15 protein-coding genes are annotated in these 20471 nt (G+C 61.1%); 8 read left to right on the forward strand and 7 right to left on the reverse strand.

Annotated features, from left to right (window positions below):
- Positions 1-33: 33 nt before the first annotated feature.
- On the reverse strand, positions 34-3336 hold the full coding sequence (locus L3J03_01300; GenBank protein MCF6289632.1) for a response regulator: 3303 nt from the start codon (positions 3334-3336) through the stop codon (positions 34-36).
- A gap of 2 nt (positions 3337-3338) precedes the next feature.
- The gene (locus tag L3J03_01305) at positions 3339-3827 is read right to left on the reverse strand and encodes a cytochrome c family protein (protein ID MCF6289633.1); all 489 of its coding nucleotides are present in this window, start codon (positions 3825-3827) and stop codon (positions 3339-3341) included.
- Positions 3828-4637: 810 nt separating this feature from the next.
- Between L3J03_01305 and hrpB the strand changes: the two genes are divergently transcribed.
- Entirely contained in the window at positions 4638-7121 is a 2484-nt protein-coding gene (gene hrpB, locus L3J03_01310) for an ATP-dependent helicase HrpB (protein MCF6289634.1), read from the forward strand.
- A 57-nt stretch (positions 7122-7178) separates the two neighbouring features.
- Here the strand turns inward: hrpB and dprA are convergent, their stop codons facing one another.
- Entirely contained in the window at positions 7179-8309 is a 1131-nt protein-coding gene (gene dprA, locus L3J03_01315; protein MCF6289635.1) for a DNA-processing protein DprA, read from the reverse strand.
- 12 nt (positions 8310-8321) lie between these two features.
- Positions 8322-10136 carry a DNA primase gene (dnaG, locus tag L3J03_01320; GenBank protein MCF6289636.1) on the reverse strand — a complete coding sequence of 605 codons (1815 nt, stop codon included), beginning with the start codon at positions 10134-10136 and terminating at the stop codon, positions 8322-8324.
- Between the two features lie 233 nt (positions 10137-10369).
- Between dnaG and L3J03_01325 the strand changes: the two genes are divergently transcribed.
- From L3J03_01325 to L3J03_01335, 3 genes are all read left to right on the forward strand, one after another.
- The gene (locus tag L3J03_01325; protein ID MCF6289637.1) at positions 10370-11173 is read left to right on the forward strand and encodes a hypothetical protein; all 804 of its coding nucleotides are present in this window, start codon (positions 10370-10372) and stop codon (positions 11171-11173) included.
- 2 nt (positions 11174-11175) lie between these two features.
- Entirely contained in the window at positions 11176-12135 is a 960-nt protein-coding gene (locus L3J03_01330) for a calcium/sodium antiporter (GenBank protein ID MCF6289638.1), read from the forward strand.
- An 88-nt stretch (positions 12136-12223) separates the two neighbouring features.
- Positions 12224-12751 (forward strand): PilZ domain-containing protein, encoded by a 528-nt coding sequence (locus tag L3J03_01335; GenBank protein MCF6289639.1) that lies wholly within the window; start codon positions 12224-12226, stop codon positions 12749-12751.
- Positions 12752-12858: 107 nt separating this feature from the next.
- Here the strand turns inward: L3J03_01335 and lsrF are convergent, their stop codons facing one another.
- Both lsrF and L3J03_01345 read right to left on the reverse strand, forming a co-directional pair.
- Positions 12859-13740, reverse strand: coding sequence for a 3-hydroxy-5-phosphonooxypentane-2,4-dione thiolase (gene lsrF / locus L3J03_01340; GenBank protein MCF6289640.1), 882 nt, complete (start codon positions 13738-13740; stop codon positions 12859-12861).
- 173 nt (positions 13741-13913) lie between these two features.
- Positions 13914-14945, reverse strand: a complete 1032-nt coding sequence (locus L3J03_01345) for an alcohol dehydrogenase catalytic domain-containing protein (protein ID MCF6289641.1) — start codon at positions 14943-14945, stop codon at positions 13914-13916.
- Positions 14946-15395: 450 nt separating this feature from the next.
- On the opposite strand from L3J03_01345, the gene L3J03_01350 reads away from it, so the two are divergent.
- Genes L3J03_01350 through L3J03_01360 form a run of 3 tightly spaced genes read left to right on the forward strand, consistent with a single transcriptional unit; the run spans position 15396 to position 18402 of the window.
- The gene (locus L3J03_01350; GenBank protein ID MCF6289642.1) at positions 15396-17168 is read left to right on the forward strand and encodes a 30S ribosomal protein S1; all 1773 of its coding nucleotides are present in this window, start codon (positions 15396-15398) and stop codon (positions 17166-17168) included.
- Between the two features lie 17 nt (positions 17169-17185).
- Positions 17186-18097 (forward strand): signal peptide peptidase SppA, encoded by a 912-nt coding sequence (sppA, locus tag L3J03_01355; protein MCF6289643.1) that lies wholly within the window; start codon positions 17186-17188, stop codon positions 18095-18097.
- Between the two features lie 17 nt (positions 18098-18114).
- On the forward strand, positions 18115-18402 hold the full coding sequence (locus L3J03_01360; protein MCF6289644.1) for an integration host factor subunit beta: 288 nt from the start codon (positions 18115-18117) through the stop codon (positions 18400-18402).
- Between the two features lie 34 nt (positions 18403-18436).
- Here the strand turns inward: L3J03_01360 and L3J03_01365 are convergent, their stop codons facing one another.
- Positions 18437-19051, reverse strand: coding sequence for a threonylcarbamoyl-AMP synthase (locus L3J03_01365; GenBank protein ID MCF6289645.1), 615 nt, complete (start codon positions 19049-19051; stop codon positions 18437-18439).
- A gap of 200 nt (positions 19052-19251) precedes the next feature.
- On the opposite strand from L3J03_01365, the gene L3J03_01370 reads away from it, so the two are divergent.
- The gene (locus L3J03_01370) at positions 19252-20184 is read left to right on the forward strand and encodes a Ppx/GppA family phosphatase (protein MCF6289646.1); all 933 of its coding nucleotides are present in this window, start codon (positions 19252-19254) and stop codon (positions 20182-20184) included.
- Positions 20185-20471: the final 287 nt, after the last annotated feature.

Below are 20471 nucleotides of genomic sequence, written 5' to 3' on the forward strand. Positions count from 1 at the left end.
CTCTCTCCGGCCCGGACCGGCACCGGTTAAGGTTCAGGTATAGTAACGGCGCAGGATCTCGGTGAGTTCCCTGAGCATATCATCCATGGTCAGGAGTTTGCGGTTGAGAATGGTCTCCACCCGGCCGTCCAGCCGATCCAGTTCCGCTTTGCTGAACTGCCTTTCGGTTATCAGCACCAGGGGGATATGCCGCATCGCCTTGTTACTCTTTAAATAAGCGATCATGTCAGTGCCGTCAACATCGGGCATGATCAGATTCATGACGATCAGGTCGGGCACCGCCTTCTGGATCTCATCCCGGGCCTGGCGGTTGTCACGGGCAACGGTCACCTGGCAGCCGGCCTCCTCAAGGGCCGGCCGGATCGCACCCACCACCTCCGGATCGGTCTCCACCACCAATACCCTCTTGATCCGCGCCGAGCAGGCCACGGTATCCAGTTTGCGCAGGAGCAGATTTTTGTCCACCGGCTTGACGATGTACTCGGCCGCCCCCAGGCTGAAACCGAGCCGCTTCTCGTCGACAATGGAAAGAATGATCACCGGGATATCCTGGGTCTGCGGGTCCTGCTTCAGTTCGAGCAGAACCTGCCAGCCGTTCTTGCCCGGCATCCTGATGTCCAGGGTGATGGCCGCCGGTTGCAGTTCCCGGGCCGTTGCCACTGCCCGGGCGCTGTCCTGGAGCCCGACCACATTGTATTCCCGGCCCAGGTATTTACTTATGATCTCGATCATCTCCGGATTGTCGTCAATGGCCAGGACGGTCATCTTCCGCTCCCCGTCCCCGGCGGCCGGCCCGCTATTCTTTCCGGTCCGCTCCAACCCGCTGCCGCTGCTGTCATACTCCTCCATTATCACCCGTTCAATGATCTCGCAGCCGCGGCAGAACCCGCTTTTTTCCGGAAAGGAAGCCACCTTGGTCCCCTTGCAGTGGGTGCCGAAAATAAGCCAGCAGCGATGATCCTTGCTGCCGTATGCCGGGCAGCTTGTCTGGCCGCAGTGTACATATTCCCAGCATTTGATCGGCTTGCCGGCATAACGCGGCTCCTTGAGAAAGGTCTGCACCGGTTTGTCAAAGTAGCTGGCCAGTTCCTCGGCCATCATCGGCTCGATAATCACTTCACTCGGTTTTTCCAGCAGATCCTTGCGGGCCGGCAGGGTGAAACAGAAACGGCTGCCCCGGCCGAAACGGCTCTCCACCCAGATCATCCCCTTGTGAAGCACCACCAGCCCCCTGGCGATGCTCAGGCCCAGGCCGGTGCCCTCATACTCGCGGATGGAGGAGACGTCGATCTGGCTGAACTTGTCGAACAGCTTGTCAATGTCCCCCTGCTTGATGCCGATCCCGGTGTCGGCAATGCAGACCTCGACAAAACGGGGCGGCTCCCCGGGCTTGATGCCGCGCTGGGACGGGTAGGCGCTGATCCGGATCTCGCCGGAGTTGGTGAACTTGACCGCATTGGAAATGAGATTGAGGAACACCTGGCCGATCTTGTCCTCGTCAATATAGACCGGCGGCAGGTCGTCGCTAAAGTCAAAGACCAGCTTCAATCCCTTCTTGTTCATGGCCGGTTCAAAGGTGGCGGCATAGGTCTCGGCCAGATTCTTGATTGAGGCCTCATGGGGATCAAGCTCGATTTTGCCTGATTCGATCTTGGACATATCAAGAATATCGTTGATCAACTGCAGGAGATGCCTGGCATTATTCACCACCTTGCGCAGGCTCTTCTCCTGCTCCTCGTTGATCTCGCCGTCGATCCGGTCAAGGAGCAGGTCGGTATAACCGATGATCGAGTTCATCGGCGTGCGCAGTTCATGGGACATGTTGGCCAGGAAGGCGGACTTGAGCCGGTCCAGTTCCCGGAGTTCCCGGTTGGCCCGTTCGAGCAGCAGGGTCTTTTCCCTGAGCATCATGGTCCGCCGGGCCACCTCCAGTTCCAGGTCCTTGCTGAAGGAGGAGATCCGCTCATAGAGCTTTTCCAGGTCGTCCAGCATCAGGTTGATGTTTCCGGCGATCTCATCCATCATGTCGTTCTTGTCCAGCACCTCGGCCCGCTTGTTGAGATCGCCCTCCGCCACCAGGGAAAGGGTGTTGAGCAGGCTGGTCACCCGCTCCTCCAGGTACCGGCGCTGTTCCTCCTCCCGGGCCGCGGCCTTTTTGATATACTGGAGCCGTTCCGCCTCCAGCACCTCGGTGATGTCCCGGCAGATCTCCACCCCGCCGACCAGGGCGCCGTGGGCGTCCCGCAAGGGGCTGGCGCTGGCCATCAGCGGCACCGGTTTCCCTGTCCGGCTGGTCATCGTCGCCCTGACCCCGCTCACCGGCTTGCCGCTGTCAAAACAGTAGCGGAGCGGACAGGTGCTTTCGCAGATATCACTCCGGAACACCTGCCGGCAGGTCATCCGGCCCTCCACCTCCTCCTTGCTGTACCCGGTGAGTTGGGCGCAGGCCTCGTTCATATAGGTGATGACCATCCCGGTGTCCACCATGAACAGGGGATCGGCAATGGCCTCCTTCAGGCTGGAGGCATACTCGATCTGGTCCTTGATGCTGGCGACCATGGCATTGAACGAACGGCCGAGTACGCCGATGGCATCCTCGGTGGAGACCGCAACCGAGACGGAGAGATCCCCCTGGGCAAGCTGTTCGGCCTTGCTGGCCAGTTCGTCCACCGGCCGGGTCACCAGCCGGCCCAGCATATAATAGATGATCGCGATCAGAGCGCCGATCCCGAGAACACTGACCAGGATGGTGCGGTTCCTGAGGGCGGCGATTACCGCATAGGTTTCATCGGTGGACTGGCGGATGATCATCCCGCCCAGGACCTTGCGGGAGGCGCCGTGGCAGTGATGGCATTCCTTTTCATTGGGCATGCTGTGGATGGTGACCAGGAAACGCTTTCCACCCACCTTTTCTTCAAAATATTTTTCACCCGGCGAGGCGCCGCCTTCCAGCAGGACCCCCAGGGCGGTGATCGCCGCGGGGTTATGGATAAAGCCGGAAACCGTGGCATTGATCCGTTCGGCATGGGTGGCAAAAACGATCCGCTGGTTAAAGTCGCAGATGACAATTTCCGCGTCATGGAGATGCTCTTTTACGTCAAGGAGCTGTTTTTCCACCGAGGCGCTGTCGCCCACCGACATCGGGTGTTTGATTCCGGCATAGGCGAGAAACTGGAGTTCCTGGGCCGAGGTGGTCATCCGTTCCCGGATCTGCCGGCGCTGGCTGGTCACCCCGAGGCAGATAATCACCCCCATGACAATGGCCACCCCCACGGTGAGGGCCAGCAGGATCTTGACGCTGAGCCGCTTGCTGATGAACGGAGGCAGGTTGATCATCGCTAGTGCGCCCCCCCGTGAATCATCGGTTTGTAGCGAAAGGCCTTGACCCGTTCGGAGATATGGCATCCCTCGCAGTCCCCGGTGGTCAGGACGCTCTTGATATCAGCGGGATCCTTGCTGGCACAATGGTTGCTGCCCGGGCCGTGACAGACCTCGCAGCCGGCGTTCTTCAGGTTCGGGGTGGTCTCGGGGCTGACAAAACCGCCCGGCTTGCCGTAGCCGGTGGTGTGGCAGGAGTAGCACTTCTCGATCTCTGCCTCGGTCAGCCCCTTTTTCAGCTTGTCGATACTCTCGAACGATCTGCTCTTCTTGGCATAGGTCATGAAACTGGCATACTCGGCCGGATGGCAGTCGCGACAGGCCTCGGAGCCGACATAGCGCGGCGGTTTGCCGGAAAGGACAACAGCAGGACCAAGAAAGACCACAAAGAGAACAGAACACAGGGCCACTGTTATGCCCTGCACCATTTTGCAGCAGTAAAAACCCATTGCTCACCCCCTCGGCGCCCCGCCAGTCCGGAATGGAATCAATCCCTTGACGGAGAACCGGCTCGCCACCGGTTGATTTCAAGAGGAAAGCATCTTTTCCGTCAGGCAAAAAAGTCCGCAGGGCACCTGCAAGGAGTATATTCGGAAACAAGGGGCCAGTAAAACAAAAACTGTCGATCCGGCCGATATTCCGTTATTGCAGCCGCGGATTACAGCTAACCCCGGCTAACCAGCATGGCTGGACCATATTTGCCCAGCCACAACGAAATAATCAAAGACCTCACTCCGGCATGGCAAGGCCGGGGCTTGGTGACGACTTTCATATAAACACCATGATAGGGCTAGGACCCGGTCCGGCAACATGATCCCGGCTTGTCGGCGCCATTGCTTTCGGGTACTGTTCAACTCCTGGTTAGTGTCCGTCCAGAAATGAGCAATTTCGTTCAAGATCAAGGATCGCGAAAAAAATAACCGGAGTCATATAAATGTCGGTCTCGCAACAACCCGCTCGACGGACGTGATTCGTCTTGTAACTTGTTGATTTTATTGGGTGGCATTTGAAGCCTTTCGGGTTGTTACGAGTTCATCATATAAATGATATTACGAGGATTATTTTTTGAGCATGACGCCGAGATTGGGCGAAAGGGCCATTTCTGGATGGGCACTGGTTAAACAGGGGGTGCGTAACCACTTACAGGCCGGTGGGTTCCGTAAATTTGTAGCCCCTGGTGAACGGTTACGATTCAGGATATAAACAAAACCGGTTTCCCCCGGCCCTGCCAGCTGACTCCCCGGCTGATGTTGACAAAAATGCTGCCCATCGAACCGCTCCTGCCGGATATCAAAGAGGCCATTGCCATTGCCGGCCGGGCCGTGCTCCAGGCCCCGCCCGGGGCCGGCAAGACCACCCTGGTGCCCCTGGCCCTGTTGGAAGAACCATGGCTGGAGAATAAAAAGATCATCCTGCTCGAACCGCGGCGGCTGGCGGCCCGGGCCGCGGCCAACCGGATGGCCGAACTCCGCAACCAGCAGGTAGGCGAAACCGTGGGCTACCGCACCCGGCTGGACAGCAGGGTCGGTGCCCGGACCCGGATCGAGGTAATCACCGAGGGGATCCTCACCCGGATGCTCCAGGACGATCCGGCCCTGGAAGAGACGGGTCTGGTGATCTTTGACGAGTTTCACGAGCGCAGCCTGCAGGCCGACCTGGGCCTGGCCCTCTGTCTGGAGACCCGGTCGATCCTGCGGCCGGATCTCAGGCTGCTGATCATGTCCGCCACCATTAGCACGGAACCGATAGCCGAGCTGCTCGGCCAGGCACCGGTGATTACCAGCCAGGGCCGCTCCTTTCCAGTGACCACCCATTACCTTGGTGCTGAACCGCGCCTCCATCCGGAACAACTGACAATCACCACCGTGCTCCGGGCCCTGGCGAAAGAAGAGGGCTCCATCCTGGTCTTTCTGCCCGGGGTCGGCGAGATCCGCAGGGTGGCCGCGCTCCTGCAAGAGGCGGGCCTTCCGGCCAATGTCCACCTGGCCCCGCTTTACGGCAACCTTACCCGCCCTGAGCAGGACCGGGCGATCAGGCCCTGTCCTTTGGCAAGCCGCAAAATCGTCCTTGCCACCTCCATTGCCGAGACCAGCCTCACCATTGACGGGATCCGGGTGGTGATCGATTCCGGCCTGATGCGGGTTTCCCGCTTCGATCCGAACAGCGGGATGAGCCGCCTGGTAACCCTCCCCGTATCCCGGGCCGCGGCCGACCAGCGGCGCGGCCGGGCCGGCCGCCTGGGACCCGGGGTCTGCTTTCGATTGTGGACCAGGTCCACCCAGATCCAGTTGAGGGAACAAACCGGCCCGGAGATCCTGACCGCGGACCTGGCCCCCCTGGCCCTGGAACTGGCCCGGTGGGGGGTCGGTGATCCGAAATCACTGGCCTGGCTCGACCCGGTGCCGGCCGGCCCCTTTAATCAGGCAAGGGAACTGCTCACCGAACTGGGGGCCTTGGACGGTCAGGGCCGGCTCACCGGACAGGGCCGGAGGATGGCGCAACTGGCCATGCATCCCCGCCTGGCCCGGATGGTGCTGGCCGGCAAAAAACAGGGCCTGGGCAGCCTGGCCTGCGACCTGGCCGCGCTGATCAGCGAGCGGGACATCATCCAGGGGAACAATGACCCGGATATCCGGACCCGGCTGGAGATCCTGGCCGATCAACGCCACCCGGCAGCCCATGACCGGGGGGCGAAAAAACGGATAATCAGAACCGCGGCCAGGTGGCGCAAACAGCTTCAAATCGCGCGGGAAAACAGCGACCCGGACCGGGCCGGGCTGCTGCTCTCCCTTGCCTTTCCGGACCGGATCGGGCAAAAACGGCCGGGCCGGACGGGCCGGTTTCTCCTGGCCAACGGCCGCGGCGGCATTGTTCCGGCCGCCTCCTTCCTGGCCCGGGCCGACTATCTGGTGGCCGCGGCCCTGGACGGCGGAAAAAAAGAGGCCCGGATCTTTCTCGGCGCGCCGGTTACCCGGGCCGAGCTGGAGGAACAGTGGCGAGACGCGATCAGTTGGCGGCAAATTGTGGCCTGGGACAGCCGCAGCCGGTCGGTCTTGGCCCGAAAACAGAAAAAACTGGGCCATCTGGTCCTATGGGACGAACCGCTGGCAGGCAATGATGATCCCGGAGTTATCAATGCCCTGATCAGCGGCATCCGGGAGATGGGGCTGGAGGTATTGCCCTGGACCGGAGAACTGCGCTCCTGGCAGGCCCGGGTCCTGCTTATGCGCCGGCTTGCGCCGCGGGCCGGCTGGCCCGACGTCAGCGACAATGGGTTACAAGCCACGCTCGGGGAGTGGCTCGCTCCGTATATTACCGGGATGCGCGGCTGCGCCCACCTTGCCCGCCTTGATCTCAAGTCGGCCCTGACCAGCCTGCTGAACCGGCCGCAGCAAAAAAATCTTGAAAAACTGGCGCCCACCCATCTCACCGTACCCAGCGGCTCGCGGATCAGGCTGCAGTACCGGCCCGACGAGACGCCGGTACTGGCGGTGCGGCTCCAGGAGATGTTCGGGGCCAGCGATACACCGCGGATCGGCGGCGGCCAGGTCCAGGTCCTGCTCCACCTCCTCTCTCCGGCCGGCCGGCCGGTGCAGGTGACCCGGGACCTGGCCGGTTTCTGGAAAAACACCTACCCGCAAGTGCGCAAGGACCTGCGGGCCCGCTATGCCAGGCACTACTGGCCCGGGGACCCGCTCAACGCCGCACCGACCAGCAGGGCAAAACCGCGGAAGAAGCGATGATGACGGATGACGGATGACGGATGACGGAAGGGTAAAGATAAAGAGGGAAAAAACAACTTATTCCAAAGAGACGGCAAGCTGGTAACAGGCCCCGGGCAGGCTGCGCACCGCGCCTTTCAGCTCGAGCAGCAGGAGCAGTTCACTGACCTTGGCCCCGGGCAGGGACGCGGCCACGGCAATCTCGTCAATGGTCCGGGGATAGACGTCAAGACAGGAGAGCAACCGCCGCTCCTGGTCATTGATCTCCACGGCGAGCCGGGGCAGGGCCGGTTCCACCGGATTATCACTTAGCATCTCCCCGGGCAGTTCGTTGATGATGTCAGCCACGCCCTGCACCAGTTTGGCCCCCTGCTGGAGCAGACCGTGACTGCCGGTACTCTTGCAGGAATCAACCCGGCCGGGAATGGCAAAGACCTCGCGGCCCTGTTCCAGGGCATGCTGGGCGGTGATCAACGAGCCGGAATTCCTGGCCGCCTCCACCACCACCACTCCCAGGGCCAGGCCGCTGATGATCCGGTTGCGGGCCGGAAAACGGAACCCGTCCGGCTTGGTGCCCAGGGGATACTCGCTGACCAGGGCGCCCTGGCTGGGAATTTTGTCGAACAGGTCCCGGTTGCCCCAGGGATAGACCAGGTCCAGACCGCAGCCGAGTACCGCCACGGTGCGGCCGCCGCCGGCCAGGGCGCCCCGGTGCGCCTGGGCATCGATGCCCAGGGCCAGACCGCTGATGATCACAAACCGGCGGCCCAGATCATGGGCCAGGCGATAGGCTATCCGCCGGCCATAGTCGGTGCAGGCCCGCGATCCCACCAGGGCCAGGGCCGGGCCGTCGGCAAGAGCGGCCGGATCGCCCTTGACGTAGAGCAGCAGGGGCGGACCGTAGATGTCCTTAAGCAACTCCGGGTAACGGGGATCGTCCCAGGCAATAATAAAAATCCCCATCCGGCCGGTCCGCTCCAGTTCCAGGTCCGCGGCAGCGGCCGCCCGGGCCCGGGCCGGACCGGCAAGGGCCGCGATGGTTGTCGACCGGATCCCTTCAACCCGGCCCAGGGCGGACCGGTCCGCGGTCAGCACCGCCTCGGGCGATCCGAAATGTTCCACCAGGGCCTGGCCGCCCACCGCGCCCAGGCCGGGCAGAAGGTGGAGGGTCAGCCAGGCCAGAATGTGCTGCCCTGTTTTATCGCTCAATACCGCTCCCCATCAATCGCTGACAACATTCTTCTCCAGGGCCTGGTTCAACTCGACCTTTCTGGCGGAGAGCTGTAGAATAAGCTCCTGGTCACCGGCCTTCCTGGCTTCTTCAGTCGCCTCGGAAAGAGAACGGATTTCCCTTTCCAGACCGATCCTTCTGAGCCATCTGAGATGATCCTCTGCCATCGCTTTTCCATCATCATCTTCTTCAGGATCACTATAAACCCGGCCCGAGGTAAACAAGGAAGTGACAAAGGCCCGCTCCGGACCGGCGGGCAGCACGTCGAGGAGCTGTTCCGGATTCGGGTCCGGAGCCGCGGCAACCAGCTCCTGCAAAGCGGCGAGCAGGGTTCGCGCGCCCGGCTCGGCCAGGATCTCTTCCAGGCCCTGCTCAAGGAACCGGGGCAGAAAGCAGGGGTAGAGAACCAGAAATTCGAGCATCTGCCGCTGGACCCGGGAGAGGGTCATGGGTCCTTCAGCCCCCTTTTCAGCCGGCGGCCGGGCCGGTCCCCGGGTCTCGGCCCGGGCCGCGGCCCGGAAGCCGCGCTCCACCTGCTCCGGATCAAGCTTAAGCTTGTCGCTGAAATGGGAAACCAGCACCGAACGCTGGAGCGGATTATCGGCCGTTGCCTCCAGCAACGGCCGCAGCTCGGCCAGGACCCGGAACTTGCCTTCCAGATCTTGGCCATGTTTTTCCACCAGCCGGCCAAAGACGAATTCCAGGAGTCCCTGGGCCTGGTTGAGAAAATTCTCCAGGTATTCCCGGCCATGGGCCCGGACAAAGGTGTCGGGATCATGTTCAGCGGGCAGCATCGCGATCCTGGCCGTGACCTGCTCGGCCAGGAAAAGCGGGGCCGCGCGCAGGGCGGCCTTGACCCCGGCGCTGTCGCCGTCAAAGAGCAGGATCAGCTCATCGGCAAATCCCTTGAGTATCCGGATCTGGGCTCGGGTCAGGGCCGTGCCCAGCGGGGCGACCACATATTCCACCCCATGGGCCGCCAGGGCAAGCAGGTCGAAATTGCCCTCCACGATCAGACAGCGCCGGGTCCGGCGGATCTGCTCCTTATGCTGAAACAGCCCGAACAGGGTCCGGCCCTTGTCATAGATCAGGGTTTCCGGGGAGTTGAGGTATTTGGGGTTCCCCGGCCCGAGAATCCGGCCGCCGAACCCCACCACCCGGCCGGTGAGATCGCTGATCGGGAAGAGCACCCGGTCGCGGAAACGGTCATAGGCCCCGCCCTGGGGCTTGCGCACGATCAGGCCCGCCTCCTCGGCCAGCTCCGGCGCAAACCCGGAAGAAACGATCTTTTTGCTCAGGAAATCCCAGCCCGGCGGGGCATAACCGAGCCGGAAGGAGTCGATGATCTCCCCGGGGATGCCCCGTTTTTCGAGATAGGCACGGGCCGGTTCGGCGGCCGGGTCCGAGCGGAGAAACTCCTGATAGATCGAGGCGGCCCGTTCGTTGGCCTGGTAGAGAATCTCCCGTTTCCGGGCCCGGGCCTGGTCAGCCGGCGAATACTCCCGCTCCGGCAGGGTGATCTGGTAGCGCTCGGCCAGGGTTTTGAGGGCCTCGGGAAAGGTCATCCGGTGATACTGCATCAGGAAGGAGAATACATCGCCGCCCTCGTTGCAGCCGAAACAGTGAAAGGACTGCCGGGCCGGGCTGACCATGAAAGAGGGGGTCTTTTCAGCGTGAAAGGGACAGAGGCCCTTGAGGTTGGCGCCGGCCCGCTTCAGCTCCACCACCTCGCCGATAATATCGACGATCTGGGCCGCTTCCTTGACCTGGCGGACCGCATCTTGCTGGGCCGGACTTGAGCGCATTCCGCTGTTCCTCGTTTGATATGAAACGCACCCGGCAGGCCGGGCCGGGGCGAACCGGTCTGATCGCGTGCAGACGGGGTGCTGCTGAACGGTTACAGGTTGGTGGTTATTGCCGGTTCTGCGCCCTTGGTGAACGGTTACATTTATTGTATAGTGAGCGCCGGATCAAAACAGGGCTCGATATGATTCCTTCCGGATAGTGTCCTGATCATGGACCGGTGTCAAGCAAAAACATGGCGCGGAAAAGAGCTGCACCGGTGGCCGGGCACTACTCTTCCCGGGATGATATCTCCGTCCATCCATCAACGGCCGCAAACAAAGAAAAACCCAGGACCATGCAGCCCAGTTTCGAAGATATTCTGACTTTTGAAATCAAGAAGGAGATGGCGGACCGCTATTTCGGCTTCCGGCGGATGATCGAGGAGGACAAGGAGGAACTGGCCCGCCGGGTCAAGGAACACTCCCTGACCCTGGAGCAGAAGATCTGCATCGATCTGGTCCGGATCTACCTGCTGCTCGGCGACGAGAAGCTGATCCAGGAGTTCCTCGACCTGGTCGGATTGGAGGAGAAATTGTTCTACGACCCCTACCTGCTGACCTCGGCCACCCTCCGCAAGCGGCTGCTCGGCGGGCTCAAGGTCCGGGGCCTGACCCGGGCCGGCCGCTACCGGAAACTGGTCTTCAACTGTTACGAGATGCTGGAGGACCATGTCCAGCAATATCGGGAAAAGCTGGGGGAACTGGTGGAGGAACGGGAGACCATTAACCAAGAGATCAAGCTCTTTTATCGTAAGAACGACATCAGCGCCATGATGGGATTTTTCCGCACCCTGAACGGATCGACCTCGGCCGGCACCATGGAGGGCGGGCTTGAGACCGGTTTCACCGACTCCATGGAAAAAAAGATGCGGTTGGCCCCGGTGCCGCCCATTGAACAGCTCCTGCCCATTATCCCGCCCCTGATGCCGTTGGCCGCGGTCCGCAACAAACTGAGCAAACTCATCGAGCGTGGCTATAAGCTCCAGTCCGCCCCCTGACCATGAACCCGGCTGCTGCCAACGTTCCTGTTCTGCTCGCCCTCCTGGCCCTGGCCGGCGGCCTGGTGATGCTGGTCGGCGGCGGCGAACTCCTGGTCGGCGGAGCAGTCCGGCTTGCCAGGCGTCTGGGTCTCAGCACCCTGGCCATCGGCCTGACCGTGGTCGCCTTCGGCACCTCGACCCCGGAGCTGTTTGTCAGCCTGTCATCGTTATTCGCCAACCATCCGGACATCATGCTCGGCAATGTGGTGGGCAGCAATATCGCCAATATCGGCCTGATCCTCGGGATTGCCGCGCTGATGGCCCCGCTGGAGGCCATGGCCGCCGGCCGCGTCAAGGTCGAACTGTTTCTGCTCCTGAGTTCCAGCCTGCTGCTGGTCCTGACCGCCTGGCTGGGCATTTTTCCCCGGGGCCTGGGGCTGGGGTTCATCGCCGCCCTGGTGCTCTACACCCGCTATTCCTACCGCAAGGCCGCGGCCAGCCGCAACAACAACGGAGATATCCCGGCGGACTGCGGCTCCCTGACCGCCAACAGCCTCAAGATAATCGCCGGCCTCCTCTTTCTCGCCCTGGGCTCCCACCTCTTCATCAAGGGCGCCGTGGATATTGCCCACTATTTCAGGGTCAGTGAACTGGTGATCGGCCTGACCCTGGCCGCGGTGGGGACCTCCCTGCCGGAACTGGCCTCGACCATTGCCGCGATCCGCCACCGCCAGAGCCGGCTTTTAATCGGCAACATCATCGGCAGCAACATGTTCAACCTGCTGATGGTCCTGGGCACCGCCGCCGCACTCCGCCCCTTTTCCCCGGGGCCGGAGCTGCTCCGCCGCGACCTGCCGGTGATGATCCTGTTCACCGTGGCGCTCCTGCCCATGCTATCCGGCCGCCACGCCATCGGCCGCGGCATCGGCCTGCTGCTCCTGACCGCTTACGGATCCTACATAATGCTGCTCGGCTGGTAGCCGGAAGGCTTGCCTTGAGGCGCTCTAATCCGCTATTGTAACAACCATCACCTGCCGCGGATCAGATCCCAAATATAAGGAGGCGTGCATGGAAACCAAGAAGGCCTTTGTAAGGCCGGACAACACCGTGACCATCACCTGCCCCCAGTGCCAGGCCACCAGGACCGTGTCCCTGGACAGGCTCCCGCCGGGCAAGCACCTGGTCAAGATCAAGTGCGCCTGCGCCACGATCTTCCCGGTCCGGCTGGAGTTCCGCAAAAACTTTCGCAAACAGACCAGCCTGCCGGGCCGCTACCAGCTTCTGACCCCGGCCACCAAAGACCAGCCCCGCCCCGAGACGACCAGGGGCAAGACCCGTTACAGCGCGGAACAGGAAGCGCACAGCAACGGTTGCACGGTCAAGAACCTGTCCATGACCGGGGTCGGCCTGCTGATCCCGGGCAACCACGGTCTCAAGGTCGGCGATATCCTCGGGCTGGAATTCGCCCTGGACGACCGGCGCGGTTCGGAGTTCAACAAAAAGGTGGTGGTTCGGCTGGTCACCGACTCTTTTGTCGGCTGCCAGTTCATCGACACCCGGGAATATGACAAGGCCCTTGGTTTTTATCTGCGCTAGGACTTTGAACCGCAGAATATCGAACAAGGAATGACGAATTTCGAAGTGAAACCCTCGTCATTCTGCGGTTCCTTGTTCGATATTCTCTTTTCTGAAAATCAACGTCTTTACTCCTGGCCTTTCTTCTTCAGTTCAAGAAACAACTGATAGGCCTCGGCCGGGGCCATCTCTTCATGGACCACCTTTTTCACCGCCTGGATCATGGCCACCGGGTCCTCGGACTGGAAGATGTTCCGGCCCATGTCCACCCCGGCCGCGCCCTCCTGCACCGCATTATAGGCCATGGTCAGGGCGTCGGACTCCGGAATCTTCTTGCCGCCGGCCATGACGATGGGCACCGGGCAACTGGCGGCCACGGTGTCAAAACCGTCCGGGATATAGTAGGTCTTGACGTAATGGGCGCCCAGTTCGGCGCAGATCCGGCAGGCCAGCCGGAAGTAGCGGGCATCCCGGGCCATGTCCCGGCCCACCGCGGTCACCGCCAGGATCGGAATCCCGTAGCGGGAACCCATATCCACCAGCCTGGTCATGTTATGCACCGTCTGGGTCTCATACTCGCCGCCGATAAAGACCTGGACCGCCAGGGCGGCCACGTTGAGCCGGATCGCATCCTCAATGGCCACGGCAATCTGCTCGTTGGACAACTCCTTTAAAACGCTGGGTCCGCCGCTGGCCCTGAGGACGATGGGCCGGGGATAGGAGGGCGGAACAATGGAACGGAGGATCCCCCGGGTGAGCATCAGGGTATCGGCATGGGGGGCAATGGGCATGATCTTGAGATCAATGCGCTCCAGTCCGGTGGTGGGCCCCTGGAAATAACCATGGTCAATGGCCAGCATCACCGTCCGGCCGCTCTCGGGGTTGAAAATCCGGGCCAGCCGGTTCTTCATCCCCCAGTCCAGGGAATTGGAGCCCTTGAGAAAAAATCCCTCACAGGAGGCGGGCACCTCCTGGCAATAATCCTTTCCTTGCTTATCCACTCCAGGCATTGTCTTCCTCCTTGTAAGCGGTCACAGGCACCACATTTTCGCATGATCGCGCCTGCACGAACCCGCGGCATCTGTGACCGCTTACAGGTTTGGGGGTAATGATAGCGCGGAGTTACACACCCCGTAACCAGTTACTCCACTTTGATATTTTTTGTGCGGCCATGATAAAAAAATCACTCCTGGGGACGGATGATAACCTTGATCGACTCCCGGGCCTCGGCGGTCAACCGAAACCCGGTGGCCGCATCGGCCAGTCCGAGCCGGTGGCTGATCAGCCCGGCGACCCGCACCCGGCCCCGGCGGATCAGCTCCAGGGCGGCAACGCAGTCTTTCGGGCCGCCGGCATAGCTGGTGGTGATGGTCACGTCCCGGCGCCAGAACAGGTTGTTCACCGATACCGGGATGGTCACCCCGGCCATGGTCGGGGCAAAGAACAGGATGGTGCCGCCCCGGCCCACCGCCTCCATGGCCTGGGTAAAAACCGACTCCGTTGTGGCGCAGACAATGACCAGGTCAACGCCGCGATTATCGTTCAGTTCCCGGATGCGGCCGGCCACCTCCTCGCCGGCCGCCAGGGCGACATCGGCGCCAAGGCGACGGGCCGCCTCCAGCCGGTATGGACTGAGATCAGTGGCTGCCACCAGCCCGGCCCCGGTGGCCGCGGCCAGCTGGACATGCAGCAGCCCGGCCAGGCCGCTGCCCAGCACCAGCACGCTCATCCCGGGCCGGACTCCGGCCCGCCGCTGGCCGCGCAGTACACAGGCCAGCGGTTCCATAAAGGTGGCCTCGTCATAGCCCACCTCGTCCGGCAGCTTCCAGGTGCCGCGCTCCACATTTACGGCCAACAGCCGCACATATTCGCAAAACCCGCCCGGATCGAAACCAGTGGAGTGCAACAGCGTCTCGCACACGGTCTCATGACCGCCCAAACAATAATGGCACGTCTGGCACGGCACATGGTGGGTGGCTGTCACCCGGTCGCCCACGGCAAAGCCGGTCACCCCGGCGCCGGTCTCCACCACCTGGCCGGCGATTTCATGGCCAAGGACCAGGGGCGCCTTGTGCAGCCGGTACCATTCCATGACATCGCTGCCGCAGATACCGCTGGCCATGATCCTGACCAGAAGTTCGCCCGGCCCGGGCTCGGGCCGGGCCATCTCTTCCAGCCGGATGTCATGATTATTGTGGTATACCGCCGCCCGCATTGAAAAACCTCCATGGCCCAGCCGAGCCCTTGATATCACAAGAGAAATAGCTGTTTACCCCTTAATAATTTGATGAACTGGTAACAACCCGAAAGGCTTCAAATGCCACCCAATAAAATCAACAAGTTACAAGATGAATCACGTCCGTCGAGCGGGTTGTTGCGAGACCGACAATAATTTGAAAAAACAGTATATCCCAAGGAGACCGGCGAGACAATCGCCTTTTCCGCAACCGGCCGGCCCCTGCCTTCCTGACAAAAAATCCGGGTCGAAAAAGGGAGTGGCCGGGCCGCCGCAGTGTCGATATTTTCTTAAGATAAGGATTGTTTTTGGGCAACGTCTCTGGTATATGGTGATGTTTAAAACTTGACACAGGTTAAGGGGCGGAACCAACCGTATCCTTTATTCACTTAATCAACCAAACAACCAAACCAAAGGGCAAAAACAAAGATGACTGAAAAATCCTTAAACAACTCAGCCGAAGAAGCCGGCGCATCCACAGAGAACGACATGGAAATGGGCTTCGCAGACCTCTTTGAAATGGAGGAAAACAGCGCGGTCAGCAAGGTCGGCGACGTGCTGATGGGCACGGTGGTCGGCGTGGTCGATGAACATGTGCTGATCGATATCGGCGACAAGGCTGAAAGCTACGTCCCCATCTCCGAGTTCAAAAGCGAAGGCGGCGAACCTGAAATTCAGGTCGGCGACACCTTTGAAGTATTTGTTGAGAAGAGAAAAGAAGAGGGCGGCCTGCTGCTCTCCCGGGAAAAGGCCATCGGCATCAAGGTCTGGGAGGCCATTGCCAAGATCCAGGCCGCGGACGGCACCATTGAGGGCCGGATCGAAAGCCGGGTCAAGGGCGGCATGTCCGTTGACCTCGGGGTCCCCGCCTTCCTGCCCTACTCACAGATTGATCTCCGTCCGGTAAAGGATCTGGACGCTTTGATAAACCAGACCTTTGAGTTCAAGATCCTCAAGTTCAACCGCAAGCGGAACAACGTGGTCATCTCCCGCCGGGTAATCCTTGAGGAAGAGCGGAACGCCAAACGGGAAGAGATGCGCTCCACCCTCAAGGAGGGCATGACCATCAAGGGTAATGTGACCAATATCACCGATTACGGCCTGTTCATCGACCTGGGCGGCATGGACGGCCTCTGCCATATCACCGACCTCTCCTGGGGCCGGGTTTCCCATCCCTCCCGGCTCTACAAGGTCGGCGACGAAATCGAGGTCAAGGTTCTCAAGTATGACCGGGAGAACGACCGGGTCTCCCTGGGGGTCAAGCAACTCAAGGACGATCCCTGGGCCACGGTCACCGAGCGCTACCCGGTGGGCTCCAAGACCACCGGCAAGGTGGTGAGCATCACCGATTACGGGGCCTTTGTCGAGATTGAGGAGGGAGTGGAGGGGCTGATCCATATCTCCGAGATGACCTGGTCCAAGAAGCCGCGCCATCCCTCGAAGATGGTCTCGGTCGGCGACCTGGTCGAGGTGCTGGTGCTCAACATCGAGACCGAGACCAAGCGGATCTCCCTGGGGATGAAACAGCTGCAGCCCAACCCCTGGGACCTGGTGGTGGAGAACTACCCGGTGGGCTCGATCATCGAAGGCAAGATCAAGAACATCACTGATTTCGGCATCTTCATCGGCATCGAGGAGGGCATCGACGGCCTGATCCATGTCTCCGACCTCTCCTGGACCGAGCGGATCAAACACCCGTCCGAGAAATACGCCAAGGCCGAGACCATCCAGGCCGTGGTGTTGAAGATCGACCGGGAGAACGAGCGCTTCTCCCTGGGGGTCAAGCAACTGGAGCCGGATCCCTGGCAGACGGCCATGGAAAAATACCCGCTGGGCACCACGGTGGAAGGCCGGATCACCAATGTCACCGACTTCGGGGTCTTTGTCCAGTTGGAAGAGGGCGTCGAAGGGCTGGTGCATGTTTCCGAGATCAGCAAGGAGAAGGTCAATACCCCGGTGGGCATGTACACCGTGGGCGATCCCCTGCGAGTAATGGTCATCAACGTCTCGGCCAAGGACCGGAAGATCGGCCTGTCGATCAAGGCCCTTGAGGAGGGCGTTGACCAGGGCTCCTACGATGATTACAAGAAGAAGCAGACCAGCGGGCCTTCCACCATCGGCGACCTCCTCAAGGAGGCCAGCGAAAATCGGGAGACCAAGGAACAGACCGTGTCCGCCGACGCGGAAGAAAACAAGGAATAGCGGCCAAGCCGCCTGTCATGCAACTCCGTCGGCAACATCCGGTTCTTTTGGGGCTCTTCATCCTGGCCGGGATATTCTTCCTTTTTGCCGGAGGAATATCCCTGCTTGTTTCATCGCTGACCAGCCGCAACGGTACCGCCGCGCTGTTCAGCAGCACCAACGGGATCGGCGTTGTTGAACTCAAGGGGCTGATCACCTCTCCGGAAGAGACCATTGCCATACTCACCGATTTCCGGCGCAACGACAAGATCAGGGCCATCGTTCTCCGGGTCGACAGCCCCGGCGGAGCGGTGGGTGCGGCCCAGGAGATCTATGCGGAGGTAAGGCGCACCAATAAAGTCAAGCCGGTGATCGCCTCCATGGGCTCGGTGGCCGCTTCGGGCGGATACTATGCCGCCATCGGCGCGGCCCGGATCTTTGCCAGCCCGGGCACCATCACCGGCAGCATCGGGGTGATCGTCAAGTTCGCCAACCTGAAAGAACTGTTCGCCAAGATCGGTTACAAGAGCGATGTGGTCAAAAGCGGCGCGCTCAAGGACATCGGCGCCACAAACCGGCCGATGAGTCCTGCGGAACGCGCGCTGCTCCAGGGGGTGGTCGACTCCATTCACAGCCAGTTTGTTCTGGATGTGGTCGAGCAAAGGGCCCTGCCGGAAAAAAAGGTGCGGGAACTGGCCGACGGCCGGATCTTCAGCGGCCAGCAGGCCCTGGAGCTGGGGATGATCGACGAACTGGGCAATTTCACCGATGCGGTACTGGCGGCCGCCCGGCTTGGCGGGGTGCCGGGAAACGAGACCCCGGAGTTGATATATCCTGAACACCGGACAACGCTGCTCGACCTGATTGCAACCAAAACACCCTTAAAGATACTGGATTCCATTCTGCAAACACAGCCGGTTCTCGCTTACCAATGGACCGGAATCCAATAACGTAAAGATAAAAGGCCATGCTGAAAAGAGACCTGATTAACAAAGTTACCGCGCAACTTGACGGCTATCTGAAAAAAGATATTGAGCAAGTTATTGACATTATTTTAGAAACCATGGCCGACGCCCTGAACCAGGGCCGGCGGGTGGAGATTCGCGGCTTTGGCAGTTTTGCGGTCCGGCAACGGAAGGCCCGCAAGACCAAGAATCCGAAGACCGGGACGATCATGGATATCCCGGCCCGCAAGACCCTGCATTTTACCATGAGCAAATCGCTGAAAGAGTCCCTGGTAAAGGCGGCGGAATAAAACAGGCCCGCCGGCCGGGACCCAGGGGCCGGCCTTAACCGAGAAACGGCCCCACGTCGCCCTTGCCGGACCGCAACACCTCGGGCCGGTTTTCGATCAGGGCAATCACCGTGGACGGGTCGGGATAGACCCGGCCGCCGTCAATGACCAGGTCCACCAGTTTGCCCAGGAGTTGCTCGAACTCAAAGGCCTCGGAACAAGGTGAAGCCTCTGGATCAAGGATGGCGCTGGTGGTGACAATGGGGTTGCCCAGTTCCTCGACCAGGGCCAGGCAGATCCGGTTGTCCGGAACCCTGATACCGACTGTCTTCTGCTTGGTGACCATGATCCTGGGTACCAGTTTGGTGGCGGGCAGGACAAAGGTGTAGTGGCCGGGCAGATGTTTTTTCATCAGCCGGTAGGCGGTATTGGAGACATACCCGTAATCGCTGACATTCTTGAGGCTGGAGCACATGAAGCTGAAGGGCTTGTGCTTTGGCCTCTTTTTGATTTGGAAGATCCGTTTCACCGCCTTCTGGTTGAAGATATCGCAGCCAATGCCGTAAACAGTGTCCGTGGGATAACAGATGACCGCGCCGCTCCTGAGCTTATCCGCCATCTGGCGGATAAGACGCGGCTGAGGATTATCAGGGTTGATATTGAGCAACATAAGGGTTGTGGTCGTCTCAAGATCGGGTTGAAGGGTAAGCGTTTGCAGGGCAGGAGGCAACCCGGAGTCCGGCGGCTTACCCCTGTGAGTGGTTACGTTGAAGGGGATCATGGCCCGGCACCGGGCCTGTTCGCCACTGCTGGCCCGCTATCATCGCACGAAACCGCGACCAAATCCAGGAGATTTTTTATAGGCCGGTTATGATCGCCGCGGGAATCGACATCGGCACTAACACCTTCCGGCTGCTGATCGGCGAGATTGTCGGCCAAGGGATCCACCCCCTGGCCAGGGGGTTGGCAACGGTCCGGCTGGGCCAGGGATTGGCCAACGGCCGGATCATCAACCAGGAGGCGATCAAGCGGGGCATCACCGCCCTGGCCGGGTTCCGCGGTCAACTGGACCGCTTCCAGCCCCGGACCGTCCGGGCCTGCGGCACCGCTGCCCTCCGCCAGGCCGGCAACCGGGACGAGTTCCTGGACCGGGCCCAACAGACTCTCGGCCTGCCCATTGAGATCATCAGCGGTGACAACGAGGCCCGGCTCGGCCTGAACGGGGTCTGCAATGCACTGGATGAGCCGATCCCCGGCCCCCTGCTCATTGTTGACGTGGGCGGCGGCAGCAGCGAGTTCATTGCCGTCCACGGAGACCGGCAACCCCTGGTCTTCAGCCTGGAACTGGGCGCGGTGGCCTTAAGCGAAGAGTTCCCGGCCATGGCGAACCCGGCAGGGGAGGATTATCAGGCCCTGGACCGGAAAATCGATATGGCCCTGGAGGCGGTGCTTGACCGGCTGCCGGCCGAACCGGCCCTGATCGGCTGCGGCGGCACCGTAACCAGTCTGGCCGCCCTGGACCTGGGGATGGTCTCCTACCAGGCGGAGCGGATCCAGGGACATTGCCTGGACCGGGCCCGCCTGACCGCGCTCTGGCAGCGGCTGGCCGGACTGACGGTGGCGGAGCGCTGCCGGCTGCCCCTGCTCGGCCCGGGCCGCGGCGACATCATCCTGGCCGGCGCCCGGATCTACCAGCGGTTGCTGACCCGGCTCGGGGTCACCGCAATGATGGTCAGCGACGCCGGTCTGCTGGAAGGAATCCTGCTCAGCAGCGCCGGCCGGAATGATCGTTCCCGCACCTGAAGGCAAGGGAAAAGTCTTTTGCATTTCCCAGTGTACTTTTGTATAAGAGGACCTTATTTATGACAAGCGTTCTTGTTTCGCTTTTTTGGTTTTCTCTGGGCCGGACCAGCCCCCGCTCAACCTCTTTTTCGTAGATTGCCGGTCCCGCGACCAACCGTGGTCGTAAGGTTTCGGTAAACCCCGTACGTTTGAGGTTGGACCGGGAAAGGGGTTTTCTTATACCGAACGGTGTAGCGGACCCTGAGCCGCGGCCGTGACGGCAAAAGCGGAATTTGAAACAACTTCGG

Source organism: Desulfobacterales bacterium (assembly GCA_021647905.1).
Taxonomy (GTDB): domain Bacteria; phylum Desulfobacterota; class Desulfobulbia; order Desulfobulbales; family BM004; genus JAKITW01.